Below are 14,322 nucleotides of genomic sequence, written 5' to 3' on the forward strand. Positions count from 1 at the left end.
ACTCCATGAGCCAACACTACCCACGCGACCTGAAGGGCTACGGCCCCAAGCCGCCGCATGCCGAATGGCCCGGCCAGGCCCGGGTCGCCGTGCAGTTCGTCCTGAATTTCGAAGAAGGCGGCGAGAACAGCGTGCTGCACGGCGATGCCGGCAGCGAGCAGTTCCTGTCCGAGATGTTCAATCCGGCGGCCTTCCCCGACCGCCACCTGAGCATGGAAGGCATCTATGAATACGGCTCGCGGGTCGGGGTCTGGCGCATCCTGCGCGAATTCGAACAGCGCGGTCTGCCGCTGACCGTGTTCGGCGTCGGCATGGCGCTCGAGCGCTGCCCGGACGTCGCCGCCGCCTTCAAGGACCTGGGGCACGAGATCGCCTGCCACGGCTGGCGCTGGATCAGCTACCAGAACGTCGACGAAGCCACCGAGCGCGAACACATGGCGCTCGGGATACAGGCCATCGAGCGCCTGCTAGGGGAGCGCCCGCTCGGCTGGTACACCGGTCGCGACAGCCCGAACACGCGGCGCCTGGTGGCCGACTACGGCGGCTTCGAATACGACAGCGATTATTACGGCGACGACCTGCCCTTCTGGATGCGGGTGCGCCGCAGCGACGGCGAACAGGTACCGCAGCTGGTGGTGCCCTATACGCTGGACTGCAACGACATGCGCTTCGCCCTGCCGCAGGGCTTCTCGCACGGCGATCCCTTCTTCGCCTACCTGCGCGACGCCTTCGACGTGCATTACGCGGAAGGCGCGGAGCGTCCCACGATGATGAGCATCGGCATGCACTGCCGCCTGCTCGGCCGGCCCGGCCGTTTCCGCGCGCTGCAGCGCTTCCTCGACCACGTGCAGCAGCATGACCGCGTCTGGGTCGCGCGCCGCATCGACATCGCGCGCCACTGGAAACAGGCCCACCCCTACGACCCGGCCACCGCCTTTCCCTGGGAGTAAACATGCTGACCCTCGAACGACTCAACGCCGCCGACGAGGCGGAATTCACCGCCCTGCTCGACGGCGTCTACGAACACTCGCCCTGGATCGCCGCGCGCGCCTGGCAACAGCGGCCCTTCTCCAGCCTGGCGCAGTTGAAGCTCGCTCTGGTCGAGGCGGTGCGTAGCGCGCCCGGCGAAGCCAAGCTGGGCCTGATCCGAGCCCACCCGGAACTGGCGGGCAAGGCCATGGTGTCGAAAGCGCTGACGGCGGAATCGACCAATGAGCAGAACAAGGCCGGCCTGACCGATTGCACGCCGGAGGAATTCGCCACCATCCAGCAGCTCAATGCCGACTACAACGCGAAATTCGGCTTCCCCTTCATCCTCGCGGTGCGCGGCCCGCGCGGCGCCGGTCTCCCGAAGCGCGAGATCATCGCCACCTTCGCCCGCCGGCTGAACAACCAGCCCGACTTCGAGCTGTCGGAGGCGCTGCGCAACATCCACCGCATCGCCGAGATCCGCCTGAACGACAAGTTCGGCCACGAACCCGTGCTCGGCAACCTGGTGTGGGACTGGGCCGAGGAACTGGCCGTGCACAGCGACCCCGGCTACGCCGAACGCGGCGAGCTGTGCGTCACCTACCTGACCGACGCCCACCGCGCCTGCGCGGCCCAGCTGGCGCGCTGGATGCGCGAGGACTGCGGCTTCGACGAGGTCCGCATCGACGCCGTCGGCAACGTGGTCGGTGTCTACCACGGCGCCGACCCGCGAGCCAGGCGCCTGATGACCGGCTCCCATTACGACACGGTGCGCAACGGCGGCAAGTACGACGGCCGCCTGGGCATCCTGGTACCGATGGCCTGCGTGCGCGAACTGCATCGCCAGGGACGCCGCCTGGGCTACGGCATCGAGGTGGTCGCCTTCGCCGAAGAGGAAGGCCAGCGCTACAAGGCCGTGTTCCTGGGCTCGGGCGCCCTCACCGGCAGCTTCGACCGCGGCTGGCTCGAACAGGCCGACGCCGACGGCGTCACGATGCGCGCGGCCATCGAGCAGGCCGGCCTGAAGGTGGACGACATCGCGGCCCTGAAGCGCGACCCGGCCGGCTACCTCGGCTTCGTCGAGACCCATATCGAACAGGGTCCGGTGCTGAACGACGCCGACCTGCCGCTGGGCGTGGTCACCTCGATCAACGGCAGCGTGCGTTTCTTCGGCGAGATCGTCGGCATGGCCAGCCATGCCGGCACCACGCCGATGACGATGCGGCGCGACGCCGCCGCCGCGGCCGCCGAACTGGTGCTGTACGCCGAGGAGCGTGGCGCGCTGGTGCCCGACCTGGTCGCCACCTTCGGCATGCTGGAAGTGCCGAACGGCTCGATCAACGTGGTGCCCGGACGCTGCCGTTTCAGCCTCGACGTGCGCGCCACCACGAATGAAGTCCGCGACGCCTGCGCCCGCGACATCCAGGAAAAACTGCGCGGGATCTGCGCCCGCCGCGGCCTGCAGTACACGCTCGAAGAATCGATGCGCGCGGCGGCGGCACCCTGCGACCCGGTCTGGCGCCAGCGCTGGGAACGCGCCGTCGAGACCCTCGGCCTGCCGGTGTTCCGCATGCCCAGCGGCGCCGGCCACGACGCCATGATGCTGCATCGGATGATGCCGCAGGCCATGTTGTTCCTGCGCGGCCTGAACGCCGGCATCAGCCACAACCCGCTGGAATCCATCACCAACGACGACGCCGACCTGTGCGTGCGCGCCTTCTCCACCCTGCTCGACCAACTTGCCACGGACCCGACATGACTACCAACACCGCTGCCCCTTACGAGAACCTCGACGCCTGGATCGACGCCCACTTCGACGAGGAGGTGCGCTTCCTGCAGGAGCTGGTGCGCGTTCCCACCGACACCCCGCCGGGCAACAATGCGCCGCACGCCGAACGCACCGCCGAACTGCTGCAGGGCTTCGGCTTCGTCGCCGAACGCCATGCGGTGCCGGCGCCGGTCGTCGAGCAGGCCGGCCTGCAGACCATCACCAACCTGGTGGTGCGCCGCCAGTACGGTCACGGCCGCACCATCGCCCTGAACGCCCACGGCGACGTGGTGCCGCCGGGCGAAGGCTGGACCCATCCGCCCTACGGCGCCGAGATCGCCGACGGCAAGCTGTACGGCCGCGCCGCCGCGGTCAGCAAGTGCGACTTCGCCACCTTCACCTTCGCCACCCGCGCCCTCGAAGCGCTGGGCGCCCCGCTGAAAGGCGGTGTCGAACTCTACTTCACCTACGACGAGGAATTCGGCGGCGAACTCGGTCCGGGCTGGCTGCTGGACCAGGGACTGGTCAAGCCGGACCTCCTGATCGCGGCCGGCTTCAGCTACCAGGTCGTCACCGCCCACAACGGCTGCCTGCAGATGGAAGTCACGGTCAACGGCAAGATGGGCCACGCGGCGGTGCCGGAGACCGGCGTCGACGCCCTGCAGGCCGCGACCCGCATCCTGGTCGCCCTGTACGACCAGAACCGCATCTACAAGCAGACCCGCAGCCAGGTGAAGGGCATCAACCACCCCTACCTGAACGTCGGCCTGATCGAAGGCGGCACCAACACCAATGTGGTGCCGGGCAAGGTGGTGCTCAAGCTCGACCGCCGCATGATCCCGGAAGAGAATCCGGCGGAAGTAGAAGCCTCGCTGCGCAAGCTGATCCAGGAAGCGGTGGCCGGCTTCCCGGGCATCGGCATCGAGATCCGCCGCCTGCTGCTGGCCAACGCGCTCAAGCCCCTGCCGGGCAACCAGCCGATGGTGGACGCCCTGTCGCGCCATGCCAGCGCCGTGTTCGACGAGCCGATCGAGGCCGCCGGCACCCCGCTCTACACCGATGCCCGCCTGTTCGGCGAGCGCGGCATTCCGGCCGTGCTGTATGGCGCCGGCCCGCGCACGGTGGGCGAAAGCAATGCCAAGCGGGCGGACGAGCATATCGACCTGGAGGATTTGCGCCGTGCGACCAAGGTGATTGCGCGGGCGTTGTTCGACCTGCTGGATTAAAACCGTTGTCCCGGCACCCCACGTCGTTCCCGCGAAGGCGGGAACCCAAGGGGTCTCAGGTCATCCCCGCTTTCGCGGGAACGACGGCGTTAAATCACCTCGCGCACCCGCGCCACATGCAGCAGATTGGTGCTGCCCGCCCGACCCGACGGGAATCCCGCCACCACCACCACGTCGTCGTCCGGTCCGGCCAGCCCATGCTGCACGGCCGCCACCGCCCCATCGGCCACCATGCCGCCCAGGGTCCTGGCTTCCTCGAAAGGCAACGGATGCACGCCCCAGGCCAGCGCCAGGCGGCGCGCGATCGCCGGATTCGGGGTCAGGGCCAGGATCGGCGCGGCCGGGCGTTCGCGGCTGGCGCGCAGGCAGCTCGCGCCGCTCGTGGTGTAGGCCACGATGGCCGCCGGCGCCAGCAGGCTGGCGACGCGCCGCAGGGCGCAGCAGATCGCGTCCGCGGTGGTCGCTTCGGCCGGCGTGTGGCTGGCGTCCAGGCCGATGCGCCAGCGCGGATCCTTCTCGACCTCGCGGATCACGTCGTCCATCACCGTCACCGCCTCGACCGGATACTGGCCGGACGCCGACTCGGCCGACAGCATCACCGCATCCGCGCCCTCATAGATCGCGCTGGCGACGTCCGACACCTCGGCGCGGGTCGGCACCGGCGCCGTCACCATCGATTCCAGCATCTGGGTGGCCACCACCACCGGGCGTCCGGCCGCGCGCGCCGCGTGCACGATGCGGCGCTGCAGGACCGGCACCTGCTGCGGCGGCAGTTCCACGCCGAGGTCGCCGCGCGCGACCATGACGCCGTCCGACAGCGCAACGATCTCGTCCAGCGCATCGATGGCGGCCGGCTTTTCCAGCTTGGCCATGAGCCAGGCGCGGTCGCCCACCAGCGCGCGCGCCTCGCGGATATCGTCGGGGCGCTGCACGAAGGACAGCGCGACCCAGTCGACGCCCAGCTCCAGGCCGAAGGCGAGATCCGCGCGGTCCTTGGCGGTCAGCGGCGAGATCGGCAGCACCACGCCCGGCACGTTGACGCCCTTGCGCTCCAGCAGCGGGCCGCCGACCAGCACCGTGGTCTCGGCATGGTCCGGACCGCAGGCGTCCACGCGCAGGCGCAGCTTGCCGTCGTCCAGCAGCAGCTCGGTGCCGGGATGCAGGGCCGCGAAGATTTCCGGATGCGGCAGCTCGGCGCGTGCGGCGTCGCCGCTTGCCGGGTCGAGGTCGAGCCGGAAGCGCTTGCCGGCCTCCAGCATCGCCTTGCCGCCGGCCAGGCGGCCGACCCGCAGCTTCGGGCCCTGCAGGTCCATCAGGATGCCGATCGGGCGCCGCAGTTCGCGCTCCACTTCGCGGATCGTGGCGTAGCGCGCGGCGTGGTCGGCATGGCAGCCGTGGCTGAAGTTCAGGCGGAACACGTCGGCGCCGGCGACGGCCAGCGCATGGATGCGCTCGTAGGTGGCGCTGGAGGGGCCGAGGGTGGCGAGGATGCGGGAACGGCGTTGACGTAGCATGGCAAGTCCTGTCGAAAAAGGCAGGTACAGCGCTGCTGCGCCGCGCCTGCCAATGGAGGAAAGCGGGTGCCGCTTGGGCAGCTTACACGAGCAGTATCGCCCGGAAGTCGTTTACATTGGTCAGTGTCGGCCCGGTGACGAGGGCGTCGCCGAGCGCGCCGAAGAAGGTATGGGCATCATTATCGTCCAGGCTGTCGCGCGGCGGCATTCCCTTGGCCCAGGCGCGCGCCAGGGTATCCGGCGCCATGAAGGCGCCGGCCACTTCTTCCGCGCCGTCGACGCCGTCGGTGTCGGCCGCCAGCGCGTGGATGCCGGAGGCGCCGTCCAGCGCCAGCGCGAGGGCCAGCAGGAACTCGACGTTGCGTCCGCCCCGGCCCTGGCCGCGCAGGGTCACCGTGGTCTCGCCGCCGGACAGCAGTACGCAGGGCGCGGCCAGCGGTTGTCCATGGCGCCGCGCCTGCAGCGCGATGCCGGCCATGACCTTGGCGACTTCCCTCGCCTCGCCCTCGATGCTGTCGCCGAGGATCAGCGGGGTGACGCCGGCCTCGCGCGCCACCGCGGCCGCCGCTTCCAGCGCCATCTGCGGCGAGGCGATCATGCGGGTGCTGACCTTCGCCAGGCGCGGGTCGCCCGGCTTGACGCTTTCGCCTCCACCGCTTTCGAGCAGGCGGCGGGCGCCGGCCGGCAGCTCGATGCCGTAGCGTCGCACGATGGCCAACGCGTCAAGGCAGGTGGTCGGGTCGGCCACGGTGGGACCGGAGGCGATGTCGATCGGGTCGTCGCCGGGCACGTCCGAGATCAAGAGGTTGACGACGCGCGCCGGATGGCAGGCCGCGGCCAGGCGCCCGCCCTTGATGGCGGACAGGTGGCGGCGCACGCAATTCATCTCGGTGATGCTGGCGCCGCAGGCCAGCAGCGCGCGGCTGATGGCCTGCTTGTCTTCCAGCGTGATGCCGTCGCCCGGCAGCGGCAGCAGGGCCGAACCGCCGCCCGAGATCAGGCAGATCACCAGGTCGTCGGGCCCCAGGCCGCGCACCGTCTCCAGCATCTGCCGCGCCGCTTCGAGGCCGGCGGCGTCCGGCACCGGATGCGCCGCCTCGACGATCCTGATGCGCTCGCATGGCACGGCATAGCCGTAGCGCGTCGCGACCAGCCCGCTGAGCGGGCCGGGCCAGTGGCGCTCGAGGGCCTGCGCCATCGCGCTCGACGCCTTGCCGGCGCCGATGACGATCGTGCGTCCCTTCGGCGGCTGCGGCAGGCATGCGGGGATGCGGCGCGCCGGCTGGGCGGCGTCGACCGCGGCCTGGAACATGCGCCCGAGCAGCCCGCGCGGATCGGTGAACGTCGCCGACTCCATCAGGCGTCCTGGGCGACCGCGAAGTTGGACATGATCTCCAGCGCGCGCACCATGGCCGAGTGGTCCCAGTTGCCGCCGCCGTGGGCCGCGCAGGTGTTGAACAGTTCCTGGGCGGTGGCGGTGTTCGGCAGCGCCACGCCCAGTTGGCGTCCGGTGGCCAGCGCCAGGTTCAGGTCCTTGCGGTGCAGGTCGATGCGGAAGCCCGGCGCGAAGTTGCGCTTGACCATGCGCTCGCCGTGCACTTCGAGGATGCGCGAAGAGGCGAAGCCGCCCATCAGGGCCTCGCGCACGCGGGCCGGGTCGGCGCCGGCCTTGGCCGCCAGCAGCAGGGCCTCGCCGACCGCCTCGATGGTCAGCGCCACGATGATCTGGTTGGCGACCTTGGTGATCTGGCCGTCGCCGTTGCCGCCGACCAGGGTGATGTTCTTGCCCATCAGCTGGAACAGCGGACGCACGCGGTCGAAGGCCGCCTCGCTGCCGCCCACCATGATGGTGAGCGAAGCCGCCTTGGCGCCGACCTCGCCGCCCGACACCGGCGCGTCCAGGTACTCGCAACCGAGTTCCTTGATGCGGCGCGCGAAATCCTTGGTGGCCACCGGCGAGATCGAGCTCATGTCGACCACGACCTTGCCGCGGTCAAGCCCATCCTTGAGGCCCGCCGCCACGCCATCCGGCGCGAACAGCACCTCTTCCACCTGCGGGGTGTCCGGCACCATGATGATGACGATGTCGGCTTGCCGGGCCACGTCGGCGCTGCTGCCGCAGGCGCGCGCGCCGGCGTCCAGCAGGCTGGCGGGCGTCTCGCCGTGGGTGTAGGTGTACAGGGTGTGGCCGTTGCTCGCCAGGTGGCCCGCCATCGGGGCGCCCATGATGCCCAGGCCGATGAATCCGATCTTTGCCATGTCGTTCTCCTCGTGTGTTCTCTGTTGTTCGTGTGGGTTCAGCCGGCCAGCGCCTCGATCCAGCCCAGGCCTGCGCGGGTATCCGCGGCCGGCTTGTACTCGCAGCCGATCCAGCCCTCGAAGCCGAGCTTGTCGATATGACGGAACAGCCAGGGGTAGTTGATCTCGCCGGTGCCGGGCTCGTTGCGGCCCGGGTTGTCCGCCACCTGGATGTGGGCGATGCGGCCCAGGTGCCTGGCGATCGTGTTGCCGAGCTCTCCCTCCATGCGCTGGGCGTGGTAGATGTCGTACTGCAGGAAGAGATTGTCCGAGCCGACTTCGTCGATGATGGCGATGGCCTGCCCGGTGCGGTTCAGCCAGAAGCCGGGGATGTCGCGATTGTTGACCGGCTCGATCAGCAGGCGGATGCCGGCTTCCTTCAGCTTGACGGAGGCAAAGCGGACGTTGTCGACGAAGGTCTGGTGCACGCGCTCGGGATCGGCGCCGGCCGGGGCGATACCGGCCAGGCAGTTCAGCTGCTTGCAGCCGAGCTCGCGGGCGTAATCGATGGCGCGGCCGACGCCGTCCTGGAATTCGCCCGCGCGCCCGGGTATGCAGGCGATGCCGCGTTCGCCCTTGTCCCAGTCACCGGCCGGCAGGTTGTGCAGGACCTGGGTCAGCTGGTGGCGGTCCAGCCGTTCGGCCAGCGCGCCGGCCTCGAAGGCATAGGGGAAGAGGTACTCCACACCCTTGAAACCGGCATCGGCGGCGGCCTGGAAGCGGTCGAGGAAGGGGATCTCGTTGAACAGCATGGTCAGGTTGGCTGCGAACTTCGGCATGTTCTTCTCTCCTTCAGGCCTGGGTGTGGGCGATGGCGGTGGGCGCGTCGGCGATGCTGACGGCCAGCGCTTCGAATTCGTTGACGGCGTCGATCTCGGTTCCCATCGCGATATTCGTGACGCGCTCCAGGATGATCTCGACGATCACCGGCACGCGGTGCTCGCGCATCCAGTCCCTCGCCTGGGCGAAGGCCGGCTGGATGTCCTCGGCGCGGCGCACGCGGATCGCCTTGCAGCCGAGGCCTTCGGCCACCGCCACGTGGTCGACCCCGTAGCTCTCCAGCGCCGGCGCGTTGATGTTCTCGAAGGCGAGCTGCACGCAGTAATCCATGTCGAAGCCGCGCTGGGCCTGGCGGATCAGGCCGAGGTAGGCGTTGTTGACCACCACGTGCAGGTAGGGCAGCTTGAACTGGGCGCCCACGGCCAGTTCCTCGATCATGAACTGGAAGTCGTAGTCGCCCGAGATGGCGACCACCTCGCGCTGCGGGTCGGCGGCGCACACGCCCAGCGCGGCCGGAATGGTCCAGCCCAGCGGGCCGGCCTGGCCGCAGTTGATCCAGTGGCGCGCCTTGTAGACGTGCAGGAACTGGGCGGCGGCGATCTGCGACAGGCCGATCGTGCTGACGTAGCAGGCGTCCGGCCCGAAGGCGCGGTTCATCTCCTCGTACACGCGCTGCGGCTTGAGCGGTGCGTCCTCGAAGTGGGTCTTGCGCAGCATGCTGCGCTTGCGGGCCTGGCACTCCTCGACCCAGGCGCCGCGGTCGGGCAGGCCGTCGATCAGCTTGAGGCCGCGCGCCACGTCGATCAGCAGGTCGAGCGCGGCGCCGGCATCCGACACGATGCCGAAATCCGGATCGAACACGCGGCCGATCTGGGTCGGCTCGATGTCGATGTGGACGAACTTGCGCCCCTTGGTATAGACGTCGACCGAGCCGGTGTGGCGGTTCGCCCAGCGGTTGCCGATGCCGATCACGAAGTCGGAGGCCAGCATGGTGGCGTTGCCGTAGCGGTGGGAGGTCTGCAGGCCGACCATGCCCGCCATCAGCGGGTGGTCGTCCGGAATCGCGCCCCAGCCCATCAGGGTGGGAATCACCGGCACGCCGACGATCTCCGCGAATTCCTGCAGTTTGGCGGCCGCGTCGGCATTGATCACGCCGCCGCCGCAGACGATCAGCGGCCGCTCGGCCGCATTCAGCATCGACAGCGCCTTTTCGGCCTGGGCGCGGGTGGCGGCCGGCTTGTAGACCGGCAGCGAAGAATAGGTCTCGACGTCGAACTCGATCTCGGCCATCTGGACGTCGAACGGCAGGTCGATCAGCACCGGGCCCGGACGGCCGGACCGCATGATGTGGAAAGCTTGCTGGAACACGCGCGGCACCAGGGCCGGCTCGCGCACCGTGACCGCCCACTTGGTGACCGGCTTGGCAATCGATTCGATGTCGACCGCCTGGAAGTCTTCCTTGTACAGCCGGGCGCGGGGGGCCTGGCCGGTAATGCATAGGATAGGTATCGAATCGGCCCAGGCGGAGTAGAGTCCGGTGATCATGTCGGTGCCGGCCGGGCCGGAAGTGCCGATGCACACGCCGATGTTGCCAGCCCGTGCGCGGGTATAGCCCTCGGCCATGTGGGAAGCGCCTTCGACGTGGCGCGCCAGCACGTGCTCGAAGCCGCCGCTCTTCTTCATCGCCGAATACAGCGGGTTGATGGCCGCGCCCGGCACGCCGAACACCTTGCCCACCCCTTCCCTGCGCAGCACCGCCGCTGCCGCATCGATTGCCCTCATACGGGCCATAGTCGCCTCCCTTGCCGTGGATTGATCGGATGATGGAATCCAGAATAGCGACAAAGCCGGGACTGTTGAATTGCTGCTACCATCGAGTCTGTCGATACTTGAAGTATGGAGTGCGCCACCGATGGACCGCTATACCGAAATCCGCAGCTTCGTGCTCGTCACCGAGAAGGGCAGCTTCGCCGCCGCCGCCCTGGTGGAGGGCGTGACCCCGGTGGTCATGGGGCGGCGCCTCGATGCGCTCGAACAGCGCCTGGGCGTGCGCCTGATGCACCGCTCCACGCGCGGGCTCACGCTGACGGCCCTGGGCGAGCAGTTCATCGAACCCTGCCGCCAGTTGCTGCGCGACTTCGACATCACCGAGAACAGCATCAGCGAGGGCCGCAGCACGGTGCGCGGCCACCTGGTCGTCTCGGCGCCGGCGGCCTTCGGGCGCTCGCATGTGGCGCCGCATGCGCCGGCCTTCCGCGCCATCCATCCGGATCTCAAGATGTCCTTCAATTTCACCGACAGCGTGGTCGACCTGGTGCGCGAGGGTTACGACATGTCGATCCGCATCGGCGAAGTACAGGACCCGAACTATGTGGCGATCCCGCTGTTCCCGAACCGGCGCGTGGTGTGCGGCACCCCGGCCTACTTCGAGCGCCACGGCATGCCCGCGGCGCCGGAAGACCTGGTGCGACACAACTGCCTGGCCTTCAACCTGCAGGGCGGCCAGCAGCGCGGCTGGACCTTCCAGCGCGACGGCAAGCTGTTCGCGGTGCGCGTCGACGGCGACCTCGCCTGCAACGACGGCGAGCTGTTGTTCGGCTGGGTCAAGCAAGGGCTGGGCATCGGCTGGCGCTCGACCTGGGAGATCCAGGCCGAGCTGAAACGCGGGGAACTGGTGACGGTGCTCGACGAATTCGCGGTGCACGACTATCCGATCCAGGCCGTGTATCCGCAGCAGCGCTACCTGCCGGCGAAGATCCGGCATTTCATCGACTACCTGAAGGCGATCTACAACCGGCCGGGCTATTGGGAAGGACCGGGAGCGGCCGGCGCCTGAGCCGACGGCGGCTGGGCCAGGGTCTCGAGCCGCTGCGCGATGGTCGCCGGCGACAGCTCGCCGGCGCGGCGGTCGACCAGCCGGCCGCGCGCATCGAAGAACAGCGTCGTCGGCAGGCCGACCGAGTTGCTCTGCCTGGCGAGGGTCCTGGTCGTGTCGAGGACGACGTTGCGCAGTTCCAGGCCTTGCGCCGACAGATAGGCCTTCACCGCGGCCGCCGATTCGCCCTGGTTGGCGAACAGGAAGTCCACTTCCGGATGCTCGGCCTGGGCCCGGGCCAGCGCCGGCATCTCGCGTCGGCATGGCGGGCACCAGCTGGCCCACAGATTCACCACCACAGGCCGGCCCGATCCGGAAGGCAGCCGCATCGCCTGCCCGTCCAGGGTGGCGAATTCCGCCGCCGGCAAGCGCTGTTGCGGCGGCCACTGCTTGATGGCGGCATTCCCGGCGCTCCAGACCAGCACGCCCGCAGCGAGTGCGCCCAGCAGCGGAATCCGCCTGGCGGAGCGCCGCCACATCAGCCAGGCAGCCGCGGCGCCGGCCGCCGCCAGTCCGGCCGCCGGCATGAAACCGCCGTCGCGCAGGTCGGGTATGCGCAAGGGTTCCGCGAAATACAGGGTGTGGTAGCGCAGGACGCAGCCGGCGCGCGCCGCGAGCAGGATCCAGGCCGCCAGCAGCCACAACGGACCTTCGGCGTCCAGCCGCCGGCGCTTCGCCAGACGCACGCCGAGCACCAGCGCCGCGGCCAGGGCGAGGAACACCAGCAAGGTATGCAGGGGCAGCATGAAGGGGCCGAGTGCGAGATCAGTCATATCGAAGAGGATCAACAATCTATTTGATTATAGATCGTATCTTCATATAATATATTCAGGTAGATTCTAATCAAAGATACGACATGGTGACACAAGATCAAGACAAGCTCGATCTCGAGGAAATGCGGGCCGCCGCCGCCCGCGCCTGCGGATTACTGAAGGTGCTGGGCAATCCGGACCGCCTGCTGCTGCTGTGCCAGCTGACCCAGGGCGAATTCTGCGTCAGCGAACTCGAAACCATGCTCGGCATCCAGCAACCCACGCTCTCCCAGCAGCTCGGCGTGCTGCGCGAGGAAAAGCTGGTGCACACCCGGCGCGAGGGCAAGCAGATCTATTACGCACTGGCCAGCAAGGAAGCGACGGAGGTGCTGCAGGTCCTCTATCGGCTCTACTGCATCAAGCCGCAGGAGACAGAACATGACGATTGACTGGATTCACTTCTCGCCATGGACGGCGCTGGCGGGCGGCCTGCTGATCGGCCTGGCGGCCTCGGCTTTCGTGCTGCTGAACGGGCGGATCGCCGGCATCAGCGGCATCCTCGGCGGCCTGCTGCGTCCGGCGCGGGGCGACATCGCCTGGCGCCTGGCCTTCCTGGGCGGGCTGGTGCTGGCACCGCTGGCCTGGGGGCTGTTTGCCCCCCTGCCCGCGGTCCGCATCGACGCCGGCGACGGCACGCTGGTCGCGGCCGGCCTGCTGGTCGGAGTCGGCACCCGCTACGGCGCCGGCTGCACCAGCGGCCACGGCGTCTGCGGACTGTCGCGCCTGTCGCTGCGCTCGCTGGTAGCCACGGCCGCCTTCATGCTGGCCGGTTTCGTCACCGTGTTCCTGGTGCGCTCATGGCTGTCCTGAGCGCCTTCATCGTCGGCCTGGTCTTCGGGATCGGCCTGATCGTGGCGGGCATGACGAATCCCGCCAAGGTCCAGGGCTTTCTCGACATCGCCGGCAACTGGGATCCTTCGCTGGCCTTCGTGATGGGCGGCGCCATCCTGGTCGGCCTGCTGGCCTTCCGCCTTGCCGGCAGGCGCGAACGCGCCCTGCTCGGCGGCCTCATGCGACTGCCCACCGCCACCCGGATCGATTCCCGCCTGGTGCTCGGCAGCCTGGCGTTCGGCGCCGGCTGGGGACTGGCGGGCTTCTGCCCGGGGCCGGCGCTGGCCTCGCTGGTAGCAGGCGGCATCAAGCCCCTGATCTTCAGCGCTGCGATGCTGGCCGGGATGGCCGCCTTCGAGATGCTGGAGCGGGGCGCGTCAGTAGGCGGCGAGCGCGCGCACGGTGTGCCGGATCAGCAGGGCGATGAACTGCCCGCCGACCACCGCCAGCAGGAAGAACACCACCAGCTGGCAGAGACGCAGCATTAGTTCGTGGCCGCGCCAGCGGCTGCCGAAGCGCAAGGGGCCATGGAAACGGGCCGTCAGGTGCACGGGTGCGGGCCGAAGTTTCATGTTTGTCTCCATTTGTAGCAATGTTATATGCACAGAATACGCCCGGATCTGGCCGGCTGCAAACGCACGGTCGTGCGCGGGTACGAATCATGCAAATTGGGTCTTACCCTACCTTGAGGAAAGTTTATACTTTAACCACTCAATCTCAGGAGACCTGATCATGATCCGCACCGTTTGCCTGGCAGCCCTCCTCGCTGCCGCCATCCCTTCCGTCTGGGCCGCCGACGATGCCGGCTTCTGCAAATCGATGTGCGGCAGCGAGCGCCAGGAGTGCAAGGCCACGGCACGCAAGGCAACCAGCAACGATGATCTGATCGGGGAGTCGGTATCGCAGAAGAACCCCTTCGCCAACACGGCCAGCCACAGCCAGGGCCAGTCGGTGCAGGAACAGGCTGCCGGCAGCGACAGTTTCCACCGCCGCCAGTCCGAGCGCATCGGGGCCTGCGACGACAAGTACCTGCGTTGCACGCGGGCCTGCAGCGCGCCGCCGAAGGCCGCCAAGCCTGCGCGCGGCTCCTGACAAAAAAATGCCGCTGTCGCGAAAGCGAACAGCGGCGGAATTCTCAGCCGATCACTGAGGTGGAGACACAAAGAAGCAGGGAGACTACCTGTCGAAACATGACAGGAAGTTGGGACGCCTTCGCCGGCCACAAGTCCCGAAACAGGTAAGAACTTCC

13 protein-coding genes and 1 pseudogene are annotated in these 14,322 nt (G+C 68.7%); 8 read left to right on the forward strand and 6 right to left on the reverse strand.

Annotation, left to right across the window (positions count from 1 at the left end):
• Positions 1 to 5: 5 nt before the first annotated feature.
• From puuE to AB4Z32_RS00390, 3 genes are read left to right on the forward strand one after another with little or no spacing between them, the layout of a single operon-like run.
• Positions 6 to 950, forward strand: a complete 945-nt coding sequence (puuE, locus tag AB4Z32_RS00380; RefSeq protein WP_441933288.1) for an allantoinase PuuE — start codon at positions 6 to 8, stop codon at positions 948 to 950.
• 2 nt (positions 951 to 952) lie between these two features.
• Positions 953 to 2,728: a 2-oxo-4-hydroxy-4-carboxy-5-ureidoimidazoline decarboxylase gene (uraD, locus tag AB4Z32_RS00385; RefSeq protein ID WP_441933290.1), complete on the forward strand. Its 1,776-nt coding sequence runs from the start codon at positions 953 to 955 to the stop codon at positions 2,726 to 2,728.
• A complete protein-coding gene (locus AB4Z32_RS00390) occupies positions 2,725 to 3,963 on the forward strand; it encodes a M20 family metallopeptidase (protein ID WP_441933291.1) in 1,239 nt (412 codons plus the stop codon). Before uraD ends, AB4Z32_RS00390 begins: the two co-directional genes overlap by 4 nt.
• 89 nt (positions 3,964 to 4,052) lie before the next feature.
• Here AB4Z32_RS00390 and pyk read toward each other — a convergent pair whose 3' ends face one another.
• The 5 genes from pyk to gcl all read right to left on the reverse strand — a co-directional run bounded on the left by pyk (position 4,053) and on the right by gcl (position 10,346).
• Positions 4,053 to 5,477 (reverse strand): pyruvate kinase, encoded by a 1,425-nt coding sequence (gene pyk / locus AB4Z32_RS00395; protein WP_441933293.1) that lies wholly within the window; start codon positions 5,475 to 5,477, stop codon positions 4,053 to 4,055.
• An 82-nt stretch (positions 5,478 to 5,559) separates the two neighbouring features.
• Positions 5,560 to 6,834: a glycerate kinase type-2 family protein gene (locus AB4Z32_RS00400; RefSeq protein ID WP_441933294.1), complete on the reverse strand. Its 1,275-nt coding sequence runs from the start codon at positions 6,832 to 6,834 to the stop codon at positions 5,560 to 5,562.
• Positions 6,834 to 7,736 (reverse strand): 2-hydroxy-3-oxopropionate reductase, encoded by a 903-nt coding sequence (locus AB4Z32_RS00405; protein WP_441933295.1) that lies wholly within the window; start codon positions 7,734 to 7,736, stop codon positions 6,834 to 6,836. Before AB4Z32_RS00405 ends, AB4Z32_RS00400 begins: the two co-directional genes overlap by 1 nt.
• A 38-nt stretch (positions 7,737 to 7,774) precedes the next feature.
• Positions 7,775 to 8,554, reverse strand: coding sequence for a hydroxypyruvate isomerase (hyi, locus tag AB4Z32_RS00410; protein ID WP_441933297.1), 780 nt, complete (start codon positions 8,552 to 8,554; stop codon positions 7,775 to 7,777).
• 13 nt (positions 8,555 to 8,567) lie between these two features.
• Complete coding sequence (gene gcl, locus AB4Z32_RS00415; protein ID WP_441933299.1) at positions 8,568 to 10,346, reverse strand: glyoxylate carboligase; 1,779 nt, start codon at positions 10,344 to 10,346, stop codon at positions 8,568 to 8,570.
• Positions 10,347 to 10,467: 121 nt separating this feature from the next.
• On the opposite strand from gcl, the gene AB4Z32_RS00420 reads away from it, so the two are divergent.
• The gene (locus AB4Z32_RS00420; RefSeq protein WP_441933300.1) at positions 10,468 to 11,391 is read left to right on the forward strand and encodes a LysR family transcriptional regulator; all 924 of its coding nucleotides are present in this window, start codon (positions 10,468 to 10,470) and stop codon (positions 11,389 to 11,391) included.
• On the opposite strand, the gene AB4Z32_RS00425 is transcribed toward AB4Z32_RS00420, so the two are convergent.
• The gene (locus AB4Z32_RS00425) at positions 11,358 to 12,203 is read right to left on the reverse strand and encodes a TlpA family protein disulfide reductase (protein ID WP_441933302.1); all 846 of its coding nucleotides are present in this window, start codon (positions 12,201 to 12,203) and stop codon (positions 11,358 to 11,360) included. The two genes, AB4Z32_RS00420 and AB4Z32_RS00425, sit on opposite strands and share 34 nt — an antisense overlap.
• Positions 12,204 to 12,286: 83 nt before the next feature.
• Here AB4Z32_RS00425 and AB4Z32_RS00430 point away from each other — a divergent pair, with 83 nt between their 5' ends.
• The 4 genes and pseudogenes from AB4Z32_RS00430 (at position 12,287) to AB4Z32_RS00445 (ending at position 14,165) form a co-directional block, all read left to right on the forward strand.
• Positions 12,287 to 12,631, forward strand: a complete 345-nt coding sequence (locus AB4Z32_RS00430) for an ArsR/SmtB family transcription factor (protein WP_441933304.1) — start codon at positions 12,287 to 12,289, stop codon at positions 12,629 to 12,631.
• Positions 12,621 to 13,052, forward strand: a complete 432-nt coding sequence (locus AB4Z32_RS00435; protein WP_441933306.1) for a YeeE/YedE family protein — start codon at positions 12,621 to 12,623, stop codon at positions 13,050 to 13,052. The genes AB4Z32_RS00430 and AB4Z32_RS00435 overlap by 11 nt, the downstream gene beginning before the upstream one ends.
• A pseudogene (locus AB4Z32_RS00440) lies at positions 13,040 to 13,444 on the forward strand (YeeE/YedE family protein); the annotation flags it as partial. The gene AB4Z32_RS00435 and the pseudogene AB4Z32_RS00440, both read left to right, overlap by 13 nt.
• Positions 13,445 to 13,805: 361 nt before the next feature.
• Positions 13,806 to 14,165 (forward strand): hypothetical protein, encoded by a 360-nt coding sequence (locus AB4Z32_RS00445; protein ID WP_441933308.1) that lies wholly within the window; start codon positions 13,806 to 13,808, stop codon positions 14,163 to 14,165.
• Positions 14,166 to 14,322: the final 157 nt, after the last annotated feature.

The sequence above is a fragment of the Massilia sp. 2TAF26 genome, assembly GCF_052115005.1.
GTDB lineage: Bacteria > Pseudomonadota > Gammaproteobacteria > Burkholderiales > Burkholderiaceae_D > Telluria.